Source organism: Mycobacterium sp. E3247 (assembly GCF_001667785.1).
In the GTDB taxonomy this organism is placed as follows: Bacteria; Actinomycetota; Actinomycetes; order Mycobacteriales; family Mycobacteriaceae; genus Mycobacterium.
In genome coordinates this window covers 14,898-35,525 of record NZ_LZJG01000143.1, presented here as the reverse complement: position 1 = coordinate 35,525, position 20,628 = coordinate 14,898, and the positions used below count along the sequence as shown (strand labels likewise).

At 67.9% G+C, this 20,628-nt stretch carries 17 protein-coding genes and 2 pseudogenes; 12 read left to right on the top strand and 7 right to left on the bottom strand.

What is annotated here, in order from left to right; genetic code table 11:
* Nucleotides 1-516: pseudogene (locus tag A9X04_RS07705) on the top strand (glucose-6-phosphate isomerase); the annotation flags it as partial.
* Nucleotides 517-599: 83 nt separating this feature from the next.
* On the opposite strand, the gene A9X04_RS07700 reads toward A9X04_RS07705, so the two are convergent.
* From A9X04_RS07700 to cobF, 4 genes and pseudogenes are all read right to left on the bottom strand, one after another.
* Nucleotides 600-1,349, bottom strand: a complete 750-nt coding sequence (locus tag A9X04_RS07700) for an SDR family oxidoreductase (RefSeq protein WP_067919047.1) — start codon at nucleotides 1,347-1,349, stop codon at nucleotides 600-602.
* A 52-nt stretch (nucleotides 1,350-1,401) separates the two neighbouring features.
* A complete protein-coding gene (locus A9X04_RS31345; RefSeq protein ID WP_231985677.1) occupies nucleotides 1,402-1,869 on the bottom strand; it encodes a zinc finger domain-containing protein in 468 nt (155 codons plus the stop codon).
* A gap of 201 nt (nucleotides 1,870-2,070) precedes the next feature.
* Nucleotides 2,071-2,265, bottom strand: a pseudogene (locus tag A9X04_RS31340) (DNA-formamidopyrimidine glycosylase family protein); the annotation flags it as partial.
* Nucleotides 2,266-2,270: 5 nt separating this feature from the next.
* Nucleotides 2,271-3,026, bottom strand: a complete 756-nt coding sequence (gene cobF / locus A9X04_RS07690; protein WP_067919045.1) for a precorrin-6A synthase (deacetylating) — start codon at nucleotides 3,024-3,026, stop codon at nucleotides 2,271-2,273.
* A 118-nt stretch (nucleotides 3,027-3,144) separates the two neighbouring features.
* Here cobF and A9X04_RS07685 point away from each other — a divergent pair, with 118 nt between their 5' ends.
* The 4 genes from A9X04_RS07685 to A9X04_RS07670 all read left to right on the top strand — a co-directional run bounded on the left by A9X04_RS07685 (nucleotide 3,145) and on the right by A9X04_RS07670 (nucleotide 7,443).
* Nucleotides 3,145-4,053: a diiron oxygenase gene (locus A9X04_RS07685; RefSeq protein ID WP_067919044.1), complete on the top strand. Its 909-nt coding sequence runs from the start codon at nucleotides 3,145-3,147 to the stop codon at nucleotides 4,051-4,053.
* A 242-nt stretch (nucleotides 4,054-4,295) separates the two neighbouring features.
* On the top strand, nucleotides 4,296-5,282 hold the full coding sequence (locus A9X04_RS07680) for a DUF4873 domain-containing protein (RefSeq protein WP_231985676.1): 987 nt from the start codon (nucleotides 4,296-4,298) through the stop codon (nucleotides 5,280-5,282).
* A 440-nt stretch (nucleotides 5,283-5,722) separates the two neighbouring features.
* Nucleotides 5,723-6,487 (top strand): STAS domain-containing protein, encoded by a 765-nt coding sequence (locus A9X04_RS07675; RefSeq protein ID WP_067919043.1) that lies wholly within the window; start codon nucleotides 5,723-5,725, stop codon nucleotides 6,485-6,487.
* Between the two features lie 89 nt (nucleotides 6,488-6,576).
* Nucleotides 6,577-7,443 (top strand): LLM class flavin-dependent oxidoreductase, encoded by an 867-nt coding sequence (locus A9X04_RS07670; RefSeq protein ID WP_067919042.1) that lies wholly within the window; start codon nucleotides 6,577-6,579, stop codon nucleotides 7,441-7,443.
* Between the two features lie 13 nt (nucleotides 7,444-7,456).
* Here the strand turns inward: A9X04_RS07670 and A9X04_RS07665 are convergent, their stop codons facing one another.
* Nucleotides 7,457-8,263: an enoyl-CoA hydratase/isomerase family protein gene (locus A9X04_RS07665; RefSeq protein ID WP_067919041.1), complete on the bottom strand. Its 807-nt coding sequence runs from the start codon at nucleotides 8,261-8,263 to the stop codon at nucleotides 7,457-7,459.
* Nucleotides 8,264-8,338: 75 nt separating this feature from the next.
* Here A9X04_RS07665 and A9X04_RS07660 point away from each other — a divergent pair, with 75 nt between their 5' ends.
* Both A9X04_RS07660 and A9X04_RS07655 read left to right on the top strand, forming a co-directional pair.
* Nucleotides 8,339-9,256 carry an SAM-dependent methyltransferase gene (locus A9X04_RS07660; protein WP_067919040.1) on the top strand — a complete coding sequence of 306 codons (918 nt, stop codon included), beginning with the start codon at nucleotides 8,339-8,341 and terminating at the stop codon, nucleotides 9,254-9,256.
* Nucleotides 9,257-9,496: 240 nt separating this feature from the next.
* Entirely contained in the window at nucleotides 9,497-10,291 is a 795-nt protein-coding gene (locus tag A9X04_RS07655; RefSeq protein WP_067919052.1) for a DUF4436 domain-containing protein, read from the top strand.
* Nucleotides 10,292-10,439: 148 nt separating this feature from the next.
* On the opposite strand, the gene A9X04_RS07650 is transcribed toward A9X04_RS07655, so the two are convergent.
* Together A9X04_RS07650 and A9X04_RS07645 are read right to left on the bottom strand one after the other, a co-directional pair.
* A complete protein-coding gene (locus A9X04_RS07650; RefSeq protein WP_067919039.1) occupies nucleotides 10,440-12,377 on the bottom strand; it encodes a fumarylacetoacetate hydrolase family protein in 1,938 nt (645 codons plus the stop codon).
* Nucleotides 12,374-14,644: an ATP-dependent DNA ligase gene (locus A9X04_RS07645; RefSeq protein ID WP_067919038.1), complete on the bottom strand. Its 2,271-nt coding sequence runs from the start codon at nucleotides 14,642-14,644 to the stop codon at nucleotides 12,374-12,376. The genes A9X04_RS07650 and A9X04_RS07645 overlap by 4 nt, the downstream gene beginning before the upstream one ends.
* Nucleotides 14,645-14,771: 127 nt before the next feature.
* On the opposite strand from A9X04_RS07645, the gene A9X04_RS07640 reads away from it, so the two are divergent.
* The 5 genes from A9X04_RS07640 to A9X04_RS07620 all read left to right on the top strand — a co-directional run bounded on the left by A9X04_RS07640 (nucleotide 14,772) and on the right by A9X04_RS07620 (nucleotide 20,617).
* Entirely contained in the window at nucleotides 14,772-16,289 is a 1,518-nt protein-coding gene (locus A9X04_RS07640) for a mannitol dehydrogenase family protein (protein WP_067919037.1), read from the top strand.
* Complete coding sequence (locus tag A9X04_RS07635; RefSeq protein WP_067919036.1) at nucleotides 16,286-17,152, top strand: HAD family phosphatase; 867 nt, start codon at nucleotides 16,286-16,288, stop codon at nucleotides 17,150-17,152. The genes A9X04_RS07640 and A9X04_RS07635 overlap by 4 nt, the downstream gene beginning before the upstream one ends.
* A gap of 109 nt (nucleotides 17,153-17,261) precedes the next feature.
* Nucleotides 17,262-18,674, top strand: coding sequence for a mannitol dehydrogenase family protein (locus tag A9X04_RS07630; protein WP_067919035.1), 1,413 nt, complete (start codon nucleotides 17,262-17,264; stop codon nucleotides 18,672-18,674).
* Nucleotides 18,671-19,597 (top strand): carbohydrate kinase, encoded by a 927-nt coding sequence (locus A9X04_RS07625; RefSeq protein ID WP_067919034.1) that lies wholly within the window; start codon nucleotides 18,671-18,673, stop codon nucleotides 19,595-19,597. Before A9X04_RS07630 ends, A9X04_RS07625 begins: the two co-directional genes overlap by 4 nt.
* A 111-nt stretch (nucleotides 19,598-19,708) precedes the next feature.
* Nucleotides 19,709-20,617 carry a Ku protein gene (locus A9X04_RS07620; RefSeq protein WP_067919051.1) on the top strand — a complete coding sequence of 303 codons (909 nt, stop codon included), beginning with the start codon at nucleotides 19,709-19,711 and terminating at the stop codon, nucleotides 20,615-20,617.
* Nucleotides 20,618-20,628 lie beyond the last annotated feature (11 nt).

Genomic DNA, 20,628 nt, shown 5'->3' with positions numbered 1-20,628 from the left:
GGAACCAACGGCCAGCATGCCTTCTACCAATTGCTGCATCAGGGCACCCGGCTGGTGCCGGCCGACTTCATCGGCTTCAGCCAGCCCCTCGACGACCTGCCCACCGTCGAGGGCACGGGCAGCATGCACGACCTGCTGATGAGCAACTTCTTCGCCCAGACCCAGGTGCTGGCGTTCGGCAAGACGGCCGAGGAGATCGCCGCCGAAGGCACGCCGCCCGACGTCGTGCCGCACAAGGTGATGCCGGGCAACCGGCCGTCGACCTCGATCCTGGCCGACCGGCTCACCCCCTCTGTGCTGGGCCAGCTGATCGCGCTCTACGAGCATCAGGTCTTCACCGAGGGCGTCGTCTGGGGCATCGACTCGTTCGACCAGTGGGGCGTAGAGCTGGGCAAGACCCAGGCGAAGGCGTTGCTCCCGGTGATCACGTCCGACGACTCGCCTGCGCCGCAGTCGGACAGCTCGACCGACGCGCTGGTCCGCCGATACCGCACGGAACGCGGCCGCACCAGCTAACAGCCCTCAACCGCGAGCGTCCACATTTGCACGCGTGAGCCCGGCGTGTCGCGTACAGACACGGACGCTCGCGGGCAGCGAAGCTAGGCGAACCACTTGGTGAGCTGGGGCGGCAGCACCCGCATCACCTGCACCAGCGGCGCCCACGGCCACCAGGGCACCGCGGCGCGGCCGGGCTCGCGTTCCATCGCGGCGACCAGGGCGTTGACGCCGGTCGCGTTGTCCACCATCAACATCGTGCTGTTCGACTTGGCCGTCATCTCCGACTCGATGTAGCCCGGCTCGATGACCGAGACCTTGATCGGACCCTTGGCGTACTCGGCGCGCAGGGATTCACCCAGCGAGCTCAGCCCGGCCTTGCTGGCCGCGTAGGCGGCCTTGACGCCCGGTACCCCCTTGTTGCCGAGCACCGACGAGATCAGCACCAGATGGCCCGACCCGCTCTTGTGGAACATCTCCAGCGCGGTCTCGATCTGCACCAGCGCGGCCACCAGGTTGGTCTCGATGGTCGCCTTGTTCGCCCACAGCTTGCCCGAGCCCAGCTTGGCCCCCTTGCCGATGCCGGCGTTGACGATGACCCGGTCGATGCCGCCGAGCTCGTCGCTGAGTTCGCCGAAGACCTTCGGCACCTGCTCGTGGTCGTTCACGTCCAGCGCGGCGACGGCGATCTTGATCCCCGGATACTTCTGCGAGAGTTCGGCTTTCAGCTCGTCGAGTCGGTCGGTGCGACGGGCGCACAACGCCAGGTCGCGACCCTTGGCGGCGAACGCGCGGGCCATGCCGGCGCCCAGCCCGGAGCTGGCGCCGGTGATGAGGATCTTCTGGCGAGTCACCCGGGCAACATATCGACAGGTGTCAAGTCTCGGAGCATCGCCTTGTTGAGGCCTACTTGAGCAGCCGCGACATCCGCCGGTCGGCCAGCACCTTGCCGCCGGTCTGGCATGTCGGGCAGTACTGAAAAGACTTGTCCGCGAAGGCAACTTCCCGCACGGTGTCCCCACACACCGGGCAGGGCAGCCCGGTGCGCGCATGCACCCGCAGCCCGGAGCGTTTCTCCCCCTTGAGCGTGGCCGCCCCCTGCCCCACGGATCGACTCACCGCGTCGCGCAGGACGGACACCATCGCGTCGTGCAGGGTGGCGAGCTGCTCGTCGGTCAGTTTCCCGGCCGTCGCGAACGGGGAGATCTTGGCGACGTGCAGGATCTCGTCGCTGTAGGCGTTGCCGATGCCGGCGATCACCTTCTGATCCGTGATGACGGTCTTGATCCGGCCGGTGTTGCCGGCCAACAGCCCGCCGAGATCGTCGGCGCTCAGTTCCAGCGCGTCGGGGCCCAGGGCGGCGATCCCGGGCACCGACTGCGGATCGCCGACGAGCCACACGGCCAGCCGCTTCTGAGTGCCCGCCTCGGTGAGGTCGAAGCCGGGCGCCTCGCCGGGCGTGCCCAGGTGCACCCGCAGCGCGATCGGGCCCTTGCCGGGGCGCAGCGGCGCCGCGGCGAGCCTGTCCGACCAGCGCAGCCAACCCGCCCGCGACAGGTGGGCGATCAGGTACAGCTCTCCGGCCTGCAGCCCGAGGTATTTGCCCCAGCGGTGGGCCCCCGTCACGGTCCGCCCGTGCAGCGCGCTGGGCGGCGGGTCGAAGGTTTTCAGCACGGACAGCGCGGCGACGTCGACGCGGCCGATCGTCAGGCCGACGGCGTGGCGGCGCAGATGGTCGGCCAGCGCTTCGACCTCGGGCAGTTCGGGCACGCCTTTCAGTCTGCCGGTCTGAGCAAATAGGTGTCCATGATCCAGCCGTGCCGCGCCCGGGCCTCGGCCCGCAGTGCCGCAATGCGGGTGCCGACCTCGCCGACGGTGCCCGCCACCAGCAGCTCGTCGGCGGTGCCCAGATAGGCACCCCACCAGATTTGGGTGTCGGGCGGGCACGCCTGAAACGAGCAGTCGGCATCGAGCATCACGACCGCCGCCCCGGACAGCCCCTGCTCGCGCAGCTTCCTGCCGGTGGTGATCAGTACCGGTTCCCCGACCTCGTTGAGCGGGATGCGGTGCCGGGCCGTGAGCGCCTGCACCGCCGTGATGCCCGGGATGACGTCGAAGGTGAACTCGAGCTGCCCCCCGATGGCGTCCAGGATGCGCAGCGTGCTGTCGTACAGCGACGGGTCGCCCCACGCCAGGAACGCGCCGACGCCGTCGGGACCCAGCTCGGCGGCGATGGCCGCCGCCCAGACCCGCGCCCGCGCCGCGTGCCAGTCCGACACGGCCTCGCGATAGGCGCCCTCAGAGCCGCCGTCGGCCGACCGTTGGGGATCGGGCAGCTCGACGAATCGGTAGCCGGGCTCGCGGATGAACCGGGCGCAGATCTGCCGTCGCAGCGCCACCAGGTCGCTTTTCGCCTCGCCCTTGTCCATCGCGAAGAAGACCTGGGTGTCGTTGAGCGCGTCGATCGCCTGGACGGTCACGTACGCGGGATCGCCGGCGCCGACGCCGATGACGTGGATGTGCCGGCCCAACAGACCTCCTCGTTGCGTGAATCAGCTTGCCGAATTGCAACCTAAAGGGCCTAGCCCGGGCCGAAAGTACCCAGTACCATGGGTACCGTCTGCAGGACCCAATGAAGGGACGCCAGCGATGACCACCACTGCGGTCAAATCGAGCGGGCCGAGTCGTGAGGCGTTTTCCGACCGCCTGCTCAAAGGCTCGGTGAAAAAGTCCTACGAACCCGTCGTCGACATCGACTGGGATGCGCCGCTGGACCCGGACAAGTTCTATCTGCCGCCGCGGCTGGTGTCGCTGTACGGGACGCCGATGTGGGACGAGATGACCCGCGAACAACAGATCGAGCTCTCCCGCCAGGAGCTGGTCAACACGCTCTCGGCCGGCATCTGGTTCGAGAACATGCTGAACCAGTCGCTGTTGCGCACGATCCTGCACGAGGACCCCACCAGCTCCTCGACCCACTACAAGCTGACCGAGCTGGGTGACGAGACCCGCCACATGGTGATGTTCGGCAAGGCCATCGAGCGCATCGGCGCAAAGCCGGTGCGGCCGCGGCTGTTCCACCGGATGATCATCAACGCCCTGCCGCTGGCGTTCCAGCGGGGCTCGATGCTGTGGGTGGCGGCGTTGATCGGGGAGGAGATTTTCGACTCGCTGCAACGGCAGATGATGGACGACCCGGAGTTACAGCCAATCATCCAGCGACTCATGCGGATTCACGTCACCGAGGAGGCGCGCCACATCCAGTTCGCCCGCGACGGCGCCCGCAAACGCGTCGCCGAGATGCCCCGGTTCAACCGCTGGTTCATGGCGAACATCAACGGTCTGGGCGGGTACTTCTTCAACTACCTGTTCAGCAACCCGATCCCCTACGCGCGTACCGGCCTGGACCCGAAGCGGGCCCGGCGGATCGCGCGGACCAGCCCGCATCGCCGCGACATGCAGGTCGCCGGTTTCGCCCCGCTGGCGACGTTCCTGACCGAGGTGGGCCTGCTGGGCCCCATCGCCCGCCGCGGCTGGAAGCGCAGCAGGTTTCTGTGACGCGGCCGCGCGACCCCGCCGAGCCCCGCCACCCCATCGCCGTCGTCGGCGCGCACCCCGACGCCCGGTCGGTGTTGCTGGCCGCCGGCGTCACCGATTTCGTGGTCCTCGACGGGCCGGCCGCGGACCTGCGGTCGAGGTTCGACGACAGCACCGACACCTGGCTGCTGACGACGGCCGGCGGCGAGGGCCTGCGAGCGAGGGCGGTCATCGCCGCCGGCCGGCCGCCCTTCGTCCCGTGGCTGCCGGACATCGCGGGCCGCGACGACTTCCTCGGCGAGTCGTTTCACGCGGCCGCCTGGGCCCCCGGCTTCGATCCGTCCGGCAAGCGCGTCGCGGTCGTCGGCTGCGACGCCGCCGCCGGCCACCACATGCGCCGGCTGATCGAGGCGGCGGCGTCGGTTACCGTCTTCGCCCACGGACCGCGCCGGGTGGTCACCGAGATCCCGTTGTGGTCCACGCGGGCCAAGCGCTGGCTGCGCCGGCGCATCGCGCCGCCCGCCGAGCGCCGTCCGGTCACGGTGGCCGGGTCGGCGATCGAGGCGGTGACCGTGTCGGGCATCCGCACCCGCGATGGCGCCGAGCGCCGCGTCGACGCCATCGTCTACGGCACCGGGTTCTCGGTCCCCGACGAGCCGGGCGACGCGACGCTCGTCGGTGCCGGCGGGCTGCCCATCCGGCGGGCGTGGCACGACGGCATGGAGCCGTTCTACGGGGTGGCGTTTCGCGGGTTCCCCAACTACTTCTTCCTCACCGGTCCGGACGCCGAGGCTCGGGCGCGCTACATCGCCGAGTGCCTGCGCGTGATGGATCGCACGGCCAGCGGCCGCATCGAGGTGCGCGCCAGCAGCCTGCGGGTGTTCAACGAGCGCGCCCGGCTCACACCCGACCAGGCGCCCCCGGTGGCGTCGGCCTTCGACCTGTCGTCCGCCGCGCCCGAGCGTGACGACACCTACGACGGCGCGGCGACGCTGGAGATCGCCGGCGGCATCCACCCGGTGCGAGTCCGGCTCACCGGCCACCTGGACCCGATCGACGGCCGCTACCACTGGCAGGGGACGCTGTTCGGTTCGCCGTCGCGGCCGTTGCCGGACGAGGCGCTCAGGCAAACCCGGACCGCGACCTTGACGGTGGGCGGGCGCAGTGCCGCCGCGCGGATCGTCGAGCAGACGCCGTGGGGGACGCATTCGGTCGCCGGGGTGGGTGCTCCGCCGTACGCGCTCACCTGACCGGCCGCTTTTTGCGCTGCTCATCGAACCATTCCCGGGGGTATCCGGGCGTTCGGACCGCCCCGGAAGGTGGTAGCTTCGGGACATGCGCGTGCTGCGCAGCGGATTCGAACGTCAGGTTCGGTGCGGTAGAGGCGGGGGCCTCGAACGGGTGGGGACGGGCACGCGCCTCACTCCTACCGCGCCGCATGCCGCGCGCGTCCGGGACATGACCCTTGTGGGCTGCGCATTCCGGCGGCTTGCAGGCCGCTCGACCCGCATTCGACTTTTGCCGCTGAGGGCGGATACTCAAGCAGTTGGCCCGGCGGTAATTCGAGGAGCAGCGATGGAACCGGACGGCAAGACCCCGCTGGGCAGCCGGATGTCTCCTCGGTTTCTGCTCCAGCCGGGAATCCCAGCACATCGACACCGTAGGCCCCCTGCGGAGAAGGGGTCGCGCGGTGAGCTCGGTCGCTGAATCCCCCAGCTCACTGGCCGCCGCGACGCGGACGGATCAATCCGTGGCCATCCTGACCGTCGACGGTGCGCTCGACACGACCAACTCCGCGGCGCTCCGCGACCACATCCTGCAGGCCACGCTGGGCGAGCCCGCCGCCGTCATCGTCAACATCTCCGCGCTCAAGGTGCTCGCCGACTCGGCGTGGTCGACGTTCATCGGCGCGTACTGGCAGATCCGCAGCGATCCCCATGTTCCGGTCGTCCTGGTGTGCGCGCACCGCGGGACACGCGAGGCGATCACCCGCAACGGCGTTGCCTACTTCATGCCGGTGTACTCGACCGAGAAGGCGGCGACGAAGGCGCTCAGCCAGCAGAGCCGGCGTGCCGTGCGTCGTGCTGACGCGCAACTGCCCGCCGACCTGACCAGCCTGCGCGAGTCACGCCGCCTGGTCCGCGAGTGGCTCACCGCCTGGTCGCAATCCACGCTCATCCCCGTCGCGTTGGTCGTGGTCAACGTCTTCGTCGAGAACGTGCTGGAACACACCGCAAGCGTCCCCGTGGTGCGGATCGAGAGGCATGGCGCGACGGCGACGATCGCCGTGTCCGACAGCAGCCATGCCCCGGCCCTGCGGCTGCCGTCCCCGGCGAACGGCATCGACGTGTCCGGCCTGGCGATCGTCGGCGCGCTCTCACGCGCGTGGGGCAGCACTCCCACCGCGACCGGCAAGACGGTGTGGGCGGTGATCGGCCCCGAAAACCAGCTCTGACGCCTTATTGTGCCGGGAACCCGCGCACGGGTAGAACTAGAACACGTTCTAATCTCGTGTGACGACCCGTTTCCAGGAAGGCAGATGACGTGCGGTTCACCTACGCGGAGGCGATGACCGATCACCGGTACTACATCCCGCTGGCCCAGGCGGCCGAGGCGGCCGGGTACCACGCGATGACGATCGCCGACAGCATCGCCTACCCCTTCGAGTCCGACTCGAAATACCCCTACACCCCCGACGGCGATCGCGAGTTCCTTGAGGGCAAGGAGTTCATCGAAACCTTCGTGCTGACAGCGGCATTGGGCGCGGTGACGACCAAGCTGCACTTCAACTTCTTCGTCCTCAAGCTGCCCATCCGGCCGCCGGCGCTGGTGGCCAAGCAGATCGGTTCGCTGGCGGCATTGACCAACAACCGGGTGGGCTTCGGCGTCGGCACCAGCCCATGGCCGGAGGACTACGAACTGCTGGGCGTCCCATTCGCCAAGCGCGGCAAGCGCATGGACGAATGCATCGAAATCATCCAGGGACTCACCAGCGGCGACTACTTCGAATTCCACGGCGAGTTCTACGACATCCCCAAGACCAAGATGGCGCCGGCTCCCACGCAGCCGATCCCGATCCTGGTCGGCGGGCATGCCGACGCGGCCCTGCGCCGCGCGGCCCGGCTGGACGGCTGGATGCACGGCGGAGGCGACCCGGAAGAACTCGACGGGCTCATCGCCAAGCTCAAGCGGTATCGCGAAGACGCCGGCAAGACCGGGCCCTTCCAGATCCACGTCATCTCGGCCGACGCCTACACCGTGGACGGCATCAAACGCCTGGAAGACAAGGGCGTCACCGACGCGATCGTCGGCTTCCGCATCCCCTACATCAAGGGCAAGGACACCGAGCCACTGGAGAACAAGATCCGCAACCTCGAGATGTTCGCCGAGAACGTCATCGCAAAGGTCTGACCTTCACTGACCGTCACAGCGGATCCCATTTCGGGGCGCGCTTTTCCCGGTGCGCCTTGGCCGCCTCGACCGGGTTGTTGGTGAAGCCGGTGAGGATCTGGGTGCGGTTCTCGATCTCGATGGCATGCCGCAGGCTGGGCGCATCCAGTGCCGCGTTCAGACCGATTTTGGTCTGCCAGACGCCGTAGGCGTTGTTCTCGGCGATCGAGCGGGCCACCTTCAGCGCGGCCGGCATCAGCTCGTCGGGGGCCACCACCTCGTGCACCAGCTTGATGCGGTAGGCCTCGGCCGCGTCGATGATGCGGCCGGTCAGCATGAGTTCGCGCGCCACTCCCGCGCCGACGATCTTGGGTAGCAGGTAGCTGGTGCCCATGTCCATCGACGAGAAGCCCGCCTTGATGAACGCCGAGGAGAACCGCGCCCGGTCGGAGGCGACGCGGACGTCGCAGACCAGCGCGAAGGCCAGCCCGCCCCCGACGGCCACGCCGTTGACCGCGGCGATCACCGGAATGGGCAGCTCGTAGATCCGCGTGAACAGGTCGGCGAGGCGGACCTGGGAGTCGTAGTTGACCTTGAACGCCGGGGTGGATGGCCTGGGCTTGGTCCACGGCTCGCCGGTGCCGCTCAGGTCGGCCCCCGCGCAGAATCCGCGTCCGGCGCCGGTCAGGATCGCCACCCTGAACTCGCCGTCGCCGAGCGCGTCCAGGGCGTGGTCCACGCCGTCGATCAACGCGCCGTCGATGGCGTTGAGGCGCTCGGGCCGGTTCAGGGTGATGCGGGCGATGCCGTCTTCGACGGTTTCCAATTCCACTGCGGGCATGGCTGAAACGGTAGGCGACGCGGATTTCACCGACGGGGCATACCGTGGTTTGGCCGCCACATCGAAGGAGAAGCCATGGCACGAACCGAAGGTGACAGCTGGGACCTGGCCAACAGCGTGGGAGCGACGGCCACCATGGTCGCCGCCGCCAGGGCCGCCGCGAGCAAGCGTCCGCAGCCGGTCATCACCGACGACTTCGCCGAGCCGCTGGTGCGCGCCGTCGGGTTGGACGTGTTCACCAGGCTGGCCAGCGGCGAACTCGATCCCGACGACCTCGAGCGAAGCGTCGGGTTTGCCCGCATGGTCGACACGTTCGCCGCCCGCGCGCGGTATTTCGACGACTATTTCGCGGCGGCCGGGCAGGCGGGCCTGCTCCAGGTGGTGATCGTGGCCTCGGGCCTGGATTCCCGCGCCTACCGGCTGCGCTGGCCGATCGGGACGATCGTGTACGAGATCGACCAGCCCGAGGTCATCGCGTTCAAGGCGGCGACGATGTCGGAGATCGGGGCGGCGCCCACCGCCAAGCTCCGCGAGGTCGGCGTCGACCTGCGCGACGATTGGCCGGCGGCGCTTCAGGAGGCGGGCTTCGATCCGGCCCATCCCACCGCATGGCTGGCCGAGGGCGTGCTCATCGGATGGCTGCCGCCGGAGGCCGAGATTCGGCTGCTGGACTCCATCATCCCGCTGTCGGCCGAGGGCAGCCGGTTCGCCGCCGACTACGGCACGGTGACCGGCACGTCGCCGGCAGCCCGGGAGCAGGCCAAGCTCATGACCGAAGGCTGGCGACGACACGGGCTCGAGATGGACCTGACCAGCTTGACGTATCCGGGCGAGCACACCGACGTCGCCGCGCATCTGCATGAAAACGGCTGGGAAACCACCGAATCCCGGCTCACCGACCTGTTCTCCGCCGCCGGGCTGCCGGAGTTGGGGCCCGCCGCGGAGCAGGTCCCGGCGACCACGATCAAATTCGTTCGGGCCGTGCGGCTTTAACTCCGGGGGTGCGCTCTCGGGGTTAAGGGGCCCGGACCCGTGGGCGGCCACCCGGTGCGGGGTGTCCGGTGCCGGTTCCGTGACCAAGCACCGAGGCTCACTCACGGCTACAATCCCTGCACGGAAACACATGCCATAGGGGAGGCGCTGTTGTCGGCGGATAAGCCTTTACGTGCAAGGCCATCCCTCAGGACGTTAGGCATCGTCGGTGTCGTGATCCTCATCGCCGCCTATGTCGGCATGATCATGTTGTATGCCAGCGCAGGTATGGGCCAACCTCGTCGAGTCGTTGATGGTTACCCGGCGTCCGATGGAACCACGGTGACCATCGGCCTCAAAGAAGTTCACTCGATCGATGGCGAGTTGATCGCCGACCTGGCCGTATCGCCCGGGCCGGGGCTGCTGGATCCCTCAACCCATGACCTCACCCAAGACCTCAGTGTCATAGTGACATCTGCGGTAACACCGACCAAACGCACGTGGTCAAAAGGTATGCTGCCCGGCGTTTTTCCGGTCACGTTGAATCTCACTGGTGACGTGCGGCATTGGCCGTTCGATGACTACCATTCGGGCCCCATCACGGTCGAACTCTTCCGGGGCGCTGGGGCAGAACCACAGCGGGCGTCGGTGACTTTCATCGACCGTCTTCGCGGCTGGAGGGTTGACGTCCCCGCCACCAGCCAGGCCGGTAAGCCGGCACCGTATCGAGTGGTCTTGCACCGGTCGCCAACGACCGGAGCTTTTGCTGCCGCAATCCTCGGTGTATTGATCCTGCTTGCAGGTCTGGGATTGATCGTTGCAGTGCAGACCGTGCGTGGTCGCCGAAAATTCCAGCCGCCGATGACGACTTGGTATGCGGCAATGCTCTTCGCGGTAGTACCGCTGCGAAATGCCCTCCCCGACTCGCCACCGATCGGATGGTGGGTTGACGTCACAGTGGTGCTCTGGGTGATCGTCATACTGGCGATTTCGATGGCGATCTACATCTACTGCTGGTGGCAGCACCTCAGACCCGACGCCGAGACGCCGACCTGAGCCACACAAGCTCCACCGTCACGGTTATCAATTTCAGCGCACGTCCCGGGCGCCTCTCGCATGATCAAGCCAAGCCGGCAACCGCGGCAGACCGAGCCTGCCCGCGCCACGCCGAGAGATGTCGTGTCCTTGGATTTCCCGCGGGGTTTCAGGACCGCTTGGCCAGCCACTCGGCCTGCATCACCAGCAGGGCCATCACCTCCAGCTGAGGGGTCTCCGGGTCCAGTTCGCGGTACCGCTGATAGACGTTGACGACGACGCGCTCAGCGTCCAGCCAGGTCGCGTACTCGCCGAGGTCGATGGTGTCGGCCGCCTCCGACCACGACAGCCCGCGGTGGTAGGCGGCCTCGGCTTGGTCGGAGACGTGGGCGAGATAGCCACGCACGGAGCGGATTCCGTCGGGGTCGCTGACGGGGCCGTGGCCGGGCACCACCGTCGGCGCGTCCAGCGCGATCATCGCGTCGCACGCGGCGATCCAGTTGGCGATCGGGCCGGCCCACACGATGGGGGTGCAGCCGATGAACAGCAGGTCGCCACCGAAGAGCACACCCGCGTCGGGCACGTGCACCACCGAATCCGCGGCGGTGTGCGCGGGGCCCAAGTTCAGCAGGTCGATGCGCCGCCCACCCAACTCGATGGTCAGCTCGCGGTCGAACGTCTGATCCGCGTTGCGCACCGTGATGCCGCTGAAGTCAAAGTGCCCGAAGCGGTCTCGGGTGTAGGGGGTCGCGACCGGGCCCAGGTTCGCAGTCTGCGCCATCGCCAGCATCTCGGGCGCCATCCCGTGCGCGATCTCGTCCGCCGTGCCCCGCGCGGCGATGATCCGAACCGACGGATCGAGCAGCTGGTTGCCGTGGGTGTGGTCGCCGTTTGAGTGGGTGATCAGCGCGTCGGTGATGGGTGCGGCGGCGGTGATGTCCCGCATCGCACTGAGCATTTCGCGGGTCAACGCCAGGTCGAACAGCGTGTCGACGAGCAGCGACGCGCCGTCGCCGGCGACCAGCCCGGCGTTGCTCCACCCGTAACCGCCGTCGGGCAGCGTCCACGCCCAGACCCGGTCGGCGACCTGGTGCAGGCCGCGCGTGTAGGGCACCTTCGCGGGCGCCCGATTCACCCGCGGCGCCGCGGGCGCGGCGTCGGGATTGGGTCGGGCCGCCAACGGATGCGGTGCGGCACCGGCGCGCACGGTCTGTCGAGTCTCCCCGAGTCCCTCGACCCGCAGCGTGACGACGTCGCCGTCGTGCAGCCAGCCGGGGAAGGAGTCCAGCGCCGTCGGGTTCAGGTGTTCGACCAGCGTGCAGGTCGGCACCGTTCCGGAGCCGATGACGTCGCCCGGGGCGAGCGTCACGCCTCGCGAGGCGTAGGAGATGACTTCGCCGAAGCTCCAATCCATTTGGGCGGTCGAACCCGACCCGATCACGGCGTCGTTGACCAGCGCGGTCACCCGCAGGTCCAGGCTGCCGTCCCGCCGGTACGGCTCGAGTTCGTCGGGTGTCACCAGGTAGGGGCCCAGGGTGACGCCGCTGTCTTTGCCCTTGCCCTGTCCGATGCCCAGTTGGCTCTCCAGTTGCTGCAGGTCGCGTGCCGACCAGTCGTTGAAGATGGTGTAGCCGATGATGGCCCGCTCGGCTTCGTCGACGGTCAAGTCCCGCCCGCCGGTGCCGATGATCGCGGCGATCTCCAATTCGAAGTCCTGCCAAGCGCTTCCGGGCGCGGTGGGGGCATCGTCGTAGGGCCCTAAAACCGTTGCGGGGCAGGCGAAATAGAACGCCGGTATCCGGTACCAGGTGTCGGCGAGCGTCCGCCCGGCGCCCAGCGCGGCCTGGCAGTTGCGCATGTGATCGAGAAAGCACAGCGAATCGCGGATGGACGGCGGTCGCGGGATCGGCGCCAGCAGCCGCACTTCCCCCAGGGGCACCGTCGCCGCCGGGGCGCGCAGCGCCTCCTCGCCGGCCGCGCGCAATCCGTCGGCGCCGCGGCCGACCAGGTCGAGCAGCGTCACGCCCGCGGGCATCGCGTGGATGGCGTCACCGGAGAACACCCCGGTGCGTTCACCGTCCGCGCCAAGGTAGGTCACCCATTTCATTCGCGCACCACCTCACTCGGTTCCTTGTCCGGCCGCAGCCCACGCCAACTCGATTGGCGCAACCGGTCATCCGGGGTCCATTCGCTGTAGCGCACTTCGCCCACCAGCACCGGCTCGACGTACGTCACGCCCTTGGCCTCGCTGCGGGGAAGCGGCGGGGTGAAGGGGGATTCGTCGGTGTGCAGTGGCGCCAGCGCCTTCTTCAGGCTCGCCAGGTCACGCTCGGTGAACCCAGTACCGACCCGCCCGGCAAAGTGCAGCCCCCCGTCGGCGGGGATGCCCATCAGCAGCGACCCGATGCCGCTGCTGCGGCCGCCCTCCCCGGCCTTCCAGCCGCCGATGACGACTTCCTGGGTGTTCCAATGCTTGTCCTTGATCCAGGACGCCGAGCGCCGGCCCGGCTGATAGGTGGAGTCGCGTTTCTTGGCGACCACGCCCTCCCAGCCGTGCTCGCGGGAGTGCTCCAGTGCCTGTTTCCCGTCCCCCGGCAACAGCTCGGGGACGATGAGGTCACTGCCACCGGCCAGCGTCTCCAACAGTTTTCGGCGGTCTTGGTAGCGGGCCCGCAGCAGCGAACGGCCGTCGAGATACAGCACGTCGAACGCCCAGAACTCCACGCGGCTGCCGCGGCCCCGGTTCTGCATCGCATGAAAGCTCGGCACCCCGGAGGCGTCCAGGACGACTGCTTCCCCGTCGAGCACCACGTGGTGGTCGGCGAGATCGGCTGCCAGAGCGCGTAATTGGGGGTATTCGGCGGTGACCTCCCGGCCCCGCCGGGACCGCACCCGCAGGTCTCCGTGGTCGATCTCGACCAGCAGCCGGTAACCGTCCCACTTGCCTTCGAAGGCCCACTGGCCCGCCTTGCACCCCGCGACCGAGCCGTGGGTGGCCAGCATGGGCGCGATTCCGTCGAAGTCGAAGACCTTCTGGTCCTTCATCCGGTGCGCCAGCCACTGGTCACCCTTGGTTTGGATCAGCGCATAGCGCCCGGAGACCTTGCTGCCGCGCAGGTTGACGATGACCTCCCCATTTTCGGCGGAGTCATTGAACTTCTCCGCCTCATAGGTGCCGGAGTCCCAGATGATGACCTTCCCGGCCCCGTATTCCCCCTTGGGGATGTTGCCCTCGAAGGCGGCGTATTCCAGCGGGTGATCCTCGGTGTGGACCGCCAGATGGTTCACCGAGGTGGTTTCGGGCAGGTTCTTCGGCACCGCCCACGACACCAGCACGCCGTCGCGCTCCAGCCGGAAGTCGTAGTGCAGCCGGCGGGCGTGGTGTTCTTGAATCACGAACGTATTGCCTTGCCCCGTAGTGGGTTTCGTCCGCGGGACGGGTTCGGGGGTCTTCGATGCGTCCCGCATGCCGCGGTACCTGGTCAGCCGGTCCGGGACGGCGACGTCGTTGTCCAGGGCCGCCAGCAGGTCGCCGTCGCGAGCGACACGGGCCAGCACCTCGTCGTAGCGCAGTTGGCGCAGCGACGCCGGGTCCTCGATCTCCGCCCAGGTCCGCGGCGCTGCGACCGTCGGGTGTTCGCGTCCGCGCAGGGAGTACGGCGCAATGGTCGTTTTCGATCCGTTGTTCTGGCTCCAGTCGAGGAAGATCTTGCCCGCCCGCAAGCTGCGGGTCATGGTGGACGTGACCAGCTCGGGCATCGACTTTTCCAGTTGCTGGGCAACCCGTTTCGCCAACACCGTCGCGCCCTTGCTGCTCACCGGTTCCGCCAGCGGCGCGTAGAGGTGCAGCCCCTTGCTGCCACTGGTGAGCGGGAACAGGGTCAGCCCGATCCCGTCGATCAGGTCGCGCACGGCATGGGCCACCTCGGCCAGCTGGGCCATGCTGACGCCCTCGCCGGGGTCGAGGTCGAAGACCAATCGGGTTGCCGGGCCGGGCTTGAGCTCTTCAGCCTTGCTCCGGGTCCACTGGGCGACGAACCGCCACTGCGGCACGTGCACTTCCAGCGCGGCCTGTTGCGCGATCCACGCCAGCCCCTCGGGGCTGTCGATGATCGGATAGGTCGTGGTCCCGGAGCGGTGCGTGACGCTGGCGCGCGGCAGCCAGTCCGGCGCCGACGCGGCCAGCTGCTTTTCGAAGAAGGCGTCCTGCTCGACCCCGTTGGGCCAGCGCTTGCGGGTGGCCGGGCGCCCCGCGATGTGCGGGATCATCACCTCGGCGATGCGGGTGTAGTAGTCGAAGACGTCCCGCTTCGTGGTCCCGGTGGCGGGATAGAGCACCTTGTCGGCGTTGGTCAGCTTCACCCGCGGTGCCATGAGAGTCAACTTACGCGTGTGAGCAGCGCTTACTCGTTCCCACCACTGCATATGTCTCAAACGTAAATTTTTGTGACGTCAACCACGAAGGCGTTAGACGCGCCGAAAGGCCGGGCACCGAAGACGGATGCGCATATTGTCCCGGCGTCCAGAATGTGGCGTCCCCCTCAGCAATGCCACCCTCCGACTGCACTCCCGGCGAATCGCCGTACCTACATACGAGAGATCGGCCCTCCAGCGTGGTGTCGTTCACATCGGCGCGGGTAATTTCCACCGCGCGCATCAGGCCGTCTACTTCGATGACCTTGCCCGCGCGGGCATTTCGGATCGTTGGGGGGTTACCGGCGTCAGCCTGCACTCCCCGACCGCCAAGGACTTGCTGTCCGCGCAGGATGGGCTCTACACCGTGGTGCAACGCGGCCACGACCGCCAGAGCGCCCGCGTCGTCGGCTCGATCGGCTCCGTGCACTACGCACCGAACGATTGCGCGACGGTGCGCGCCGCCCTGGCCGATCCCGAGACCCGTATCGTCAGCCTGACCATCACCGACACCGGATACTTCCTGGATCCGGTCACCGACGAGTTCGATGCCCATCACCCCGACGTCCGCGCCGACCTCGTCGCGTCCGGCGGTTATGCCACCGCGTGGGGATATCTGGCCGAAGCTCTCGACCGGCGCCGCCGCGCGGGCGTGGCGCCATTCACCGTGCTGTGCTGTGACAACGTTCCCGGCGACACGCGGCCGGCGAGAACCGCGCTGGTGTCGTTCGCCGCCTTGAAGGACCCCGGCCTCGCCCGCTGGATCGACAAGCATGTCGCGTTCCCGTCGACCATGGTCGATCGCATCACCCCGCAAACCTCGAAGTCGGAGCGCAAGTTCGTCGAGCAGACGTTCGGCGTGGCCGACAGGTGTCCGGTGGTGACCGAGCCGTATCGCCAATGGGTGATCGAGGATTCCTTCAGCAACGGGCGACCGCCGCTCGACGAGGTCGGTGCCGAATTCGTCGCCGATGTCAGCGACCACAAGCTGATCAAGACGCGTCTTCTCAACGGCACCCATATCGCGCTCGCGTGTTTGGCCATCTTGGCCGGTTACCAGCGCACCGACGAAGCGATGCAGGACCGCGTGATATTCGACTACGTCGAGAGGCTCTTGCGCGACGAAATTCAGCCACTGCTGCCCGCCGTCCCCGGGATGAACACACCCGAATACCGGGCCAGCCTGCTCGATCGGCTCGGCAATCCCCAGATGAGTGACCAATTGTCGCGGCTGGCCAGGCGGGGAACGAGCAAGATCACGTCGTTTGTGCTGCCCTCCCTGCAGGATGCGATCGCGCAGGGTAGGCCGCATACGCTGCTGATGTTGGCCGTTGCCGGCTGGGCCCGGTACATGCGCGGGCACGACCTGCAGGGGCGCAAGCTCCGCCTGGAAGACTCCCAGGCGATACCGGTGGGCAGATTGGCCAACATGGCAGGCGACAAACCTGATCCGCTGCTGCGGCATGCGATGTTCGCCGAGCTACGCCCGGTGCCGGGGTTTGCGGAGCGCCTTGGGGAGATGATCAGGCGTATCGACACGCGCGGTGTGGTGCCCACGCTGCGTGACGGGATGCGCAACGACGAGCGGGAGTTGGTGTCACGATGAGCGATGAACTCTCCGGGCTGACCTTTGTGCACACATTCGACCCTGCGCCGATCACGACCTTGCTGTGCGACGCCGACGACAACCTGTTCGCCTCGGAAACGCCGGCGTTCGAGGCGTCGACGGAGGTGATGAATCGCTTCCTGGCCAGGTTCGGCGTGACCGCTCCGCTCGACTCGGAGGAGTTGCGTAAGCGGGCCGTCGGCAAGAACTTCCGCGCCATGGCTCTGGACCTGGCCGTCCAGTGCCGCCTGCCGCTCGATCCGACGTTGGCCGGCGGCCTTCCCGACGCGGTGGTCGCCTCGGCCGGTGACGTCGCGACGGGAAACGCGTTGTGCGCCGACGAACTCGAGCAGTGGGTGCGCGAAGAGCGCGAACGGGTCACCGCGCATCTGGCGGTGACACTGACGCCCGACCCGCGGGTGCTGGAACCGCTGCGAGACCTCGCGCCGCACTACGCGCTGGCGGCCGTCAGCTCCAGCGCCACCAAGCGCCTGCGTGCCTGCTTCGCCGCCACCGGCATCGACTCGCTGATAGCCGAAGCGGTGACCTTCAGCGCCGAGGATTCACTGCCGACGCCCACCAGCAAACCCGACCCGGCGGTGTATCTGCATTCCGGTCAGGTGATGGGGGTCGCGGCCGAACACGGGCTGGCCATCGAAGACTCCGTGGCCGGCGTGCGTTCCGCGGTCGCAGCCGGCTATCCGACCGTCGGCAACCTGATGTTCGTGCCACCCGACGAACAGGATTGCCGCCGAGCGGATTTGATCGATGCCGGCGCGGTCGCGATAACCGATTCGTGGCGCGCCCTTGCCGATGTCCTGCTGTTGTCGGCCGTGCCGACCGGGGGATCCCCGCTCACATAGGGCAACGAAGGGCCGTTTGTCGCTGGGCTTCGGCCCGCGGCTGTCATACCGTCGAGAGGTGCCACCGCCCGGTGACGATCCGGGCGGTGGCCCGGTGAGGAGTTGGCCAATGGTGGCTAGCGCGATCAGCCTGAACAACGCGTCGCTTTCCGCACTGCCGATCGAGGCGCCGAACTACGACCGGGGCAACGTGACCGTCGGCATCGCCCATATCGGGGCCGGGCACTTCCACCGCGCGCACCAGGCCGCCTACATCAACCTGCTGATGCAGCAGGGCCTGGCACTCGACTGGGGCATCTGCGGCATAGGGGTGATGCCCTCCGACTGGACCATGCGCGACGTCCTCAACGGTCAGGACGGGCTGTACACGCTGATCTTGGAGAACCCCAACGGCAGCCGGGACGCCCAGGTGATCGGCTCGATCGTGGATTACCGCTACGCCCCCGACGACCCGGAATCGGCGTTGGAGGTGATCACCGCGGCGTCCACCCGGATCATCTCGCTGACCATCACCGAAGGCGGGTACCGCGACCCGGACGGGCCCGCGTTCACGTTGATCACCGAGGCGCTCGCCAGGCGGCGCGATCGCGGAATTCCCGCGCCGACAATCGTCTCCTGCGACAACATCGAGAACAACGGTGAGGTCGCCAGGCGCACCGTGCTCGCCAGCGCCGAACGCGTGGATCCCACGCTGGCCGAATGGGTGGCGGAACACGCCCGCTTCCCCAATTCGATGGTCGACCGTATTACTCCCGCAACGACTTTGGAGATGGCCGCGGAGGTGCGGCGCGATTTCGGAGTCGACGACCGGTGGCCGGTGGTGGCCGAGCCGTTCAGCGCCTGGGTGATCGAGGACGACTTCGCCGACGGCCGTCCCCCGCTGGAGCGGGCAGGGGTGCTGCTGGTCGAGGATGTACGCCCGTACGAGCTGATGAAGCTGCGGCTGCTCAACGCGGGGCATCAGTGCCTGGCCTACTTCGCCCACCTGTGCGGCTTCCAGTACGTCCACGAGGCGGCCCGCGATCCGCTGATCGCCGAATTCCTGCTCGCCTACTTCGACAACGAGGCCATCCCCACGCTGCCGCCGGTACCGGGAATCGACCTCCACGAATACGCCCGCACGCTGGTCGAGCGGTTCGCCAATCCGGCCGTGCGTGACACCATCGCCCGGCTGTGTGCCTACTCGTCCGACCGCATCCCGAAATGGCTGTTTCCGGTCATCTGCGACAACCTTGCCGCCGACGGACCGGTTCGGCTCGCGGCCGCGGCGGTGGCCAGCTGGGCGCGCTACGCCGAGGGCACCGACGAATGGGGTAGGCCGTACGAGGTCGTGGATCAGCTTGCGGATTCGCTCATCCCGATCGCCAGGTCGCAATACCAGAACCCCACCGCGTTCATCGAGGTCACGGCGATGTTCTGCGATCTCGCCCACCAGCCACGGTTTGTCGAGGCGTACCGCTGGGCGCTGGATTCGTTGCACAGCAAGGGAGCTCGGGCGACGCTGGAGGCTTTGGTGCGATGAACCGCGGGCTGGTGATCGGCGAGTCGCTGATCGATATCGTCGAGGGCGACGAGCATGTCGGCGGCAGTCCGCTCAACGTCGCCGTCGGACTCGCACGGCTGGGCCGCGAGGTCGACTTCCTGACCCACATCGCCGACGACCCGTACGGCCGGCGCATCGCCGAGTACGTGAAAACTGCTGGCGCGCACCTTGATTCGGGTAGCATTGCAGCCACCCGGACACCGACGGCCGTAGCGGCCATCGCCGAGGACGGCTCGGCCGACTATGTGTTCAATCTGGACTGGCGACTCTCCGGCGCACCCGCGGGTCCGCCGCCGCTGTTCGTGCACACCGGGTCGATCGCCGCCACCCGCGAGCCGGGCTGCCTCGCGGTCGCGGCGTTGATCGACACCTACCGCGATTCCGCCACGGTCACCATCGACCCGAACGTGCGCCCATCGCTGACCGCCGACCCCGCGTTGGCGCGTGCGCGGATCGAGCACCTCGTCGCGCGCAGCGACATCGTCAAAGTCAGCGACGAGGACCTGCGCTGGATCGAGCCCGATCACGAGCCGGAACGAACGGCCAGGGCGTGGTTGGCAGCGGGACCTGCGGTCGTCGCGGTGACCATGGGGGCCCGCGGTTCGCGGGCGTTCTGCGCGGCCGGCGAGGTCCAGGTCACGGCGAAACCGGCCAGGGTGGTCGACACCGTCGGTGCCGGCGACGCCTTCATGGTCGGCCTGCTCGACTCCCTGTGGGAGATGAACTTGCTGGGCGCCGACCGGCGGGCCGCCCTGGCCCGGATCGAGCCCGACGCCCTGACCGCCGCCCTCGGGACGGCCAGCGCCGTGTCGGCTTTGACAGTCGCCCGGGCCGGCGCCGACCTGCCCGACCGGGCCGCCCTCCGGGCTCAATTGACCTCTGCCCCTGGCGATTTCACGTAGTCCAAGACCGGGGCAATCCGGCCCGTCGCATCCCGGCGGAAAGCCGCAGAATCCCAGGTCATCGGCCTGTCAAGCTGTTTTCCCAGCGTGGGTGTGGGCATACTGACTTACATGCGCTCCATCTGGAAGGGCTCGATCGCGTTCGGGCTGGTCAATGTCCCGGTCAAGGTGTACAGCGCCACCCAGGACCACGACATCAAGTTTCATCAGGTGCACGCCAAGGACAACGGCCGCATCCGCTACCAGCGCGTCTGCGAGTTGGACGGCGAGGTCGTCGAATACCGCGACATCGCCCGCGCCTTCGAATCCGACGACGGTCAGATGGTCATCATCACCGACGACGACATCTCCACCTTGCCCGAAGAACGTAGCCGCGAAATCGAGGTGCTGGAGTTCGTTCCCGCCGAGGAGGTCGACCCGATGCTGTTCGACCGCAGCTACTTCCTGGAGCCGGACTCCAAGTCGTCGAAATCCTATGTGCTGCTGGCGAAAACGCTCGCCGAGACCGATCGGATGGCGATCGTCCACTTCACGCTGCGCAACAAGACGCGACTGGCGGCGTTGCGTGTCAAGGACTTCGGCAAGCGGGACGTGATGATGGTGCACACCCTGCTGTGGCCCGACGAGATCCGCGACCCCGACTTTCCGGTGCTCGACAAGGAGGTCGAGATCAAGCCCGCGGAATTGAAGATGGCCGGCCAGGTCGTGGAGTCGATGGCCGAGGACTTCAACCCCGACCGCTATCGCGACACCTACCAGGAGCAGCTGCAGGAGCTGATCGACGCGAAACTCGAAGGCGGCGAGGCGTTCACCACCGAGGAGCAACCGAAGGAGCTCGACGAGACCGAGGACGTCTCCGACCTGCTGGCCAAGCTGGAAGCCAGCGTCAAGGCGCGCTCCGGCGACGGCAAGGCGCCGGCCAAGAAGGCACCGGCCAAGAAGGCCACCGCCACGAAGACCACGGCTAAGAAAACCACGGCGAAGAAGGCACCGGCCAAGAAGGCCGCATCCAAAGCGTGACGCGCACCCCG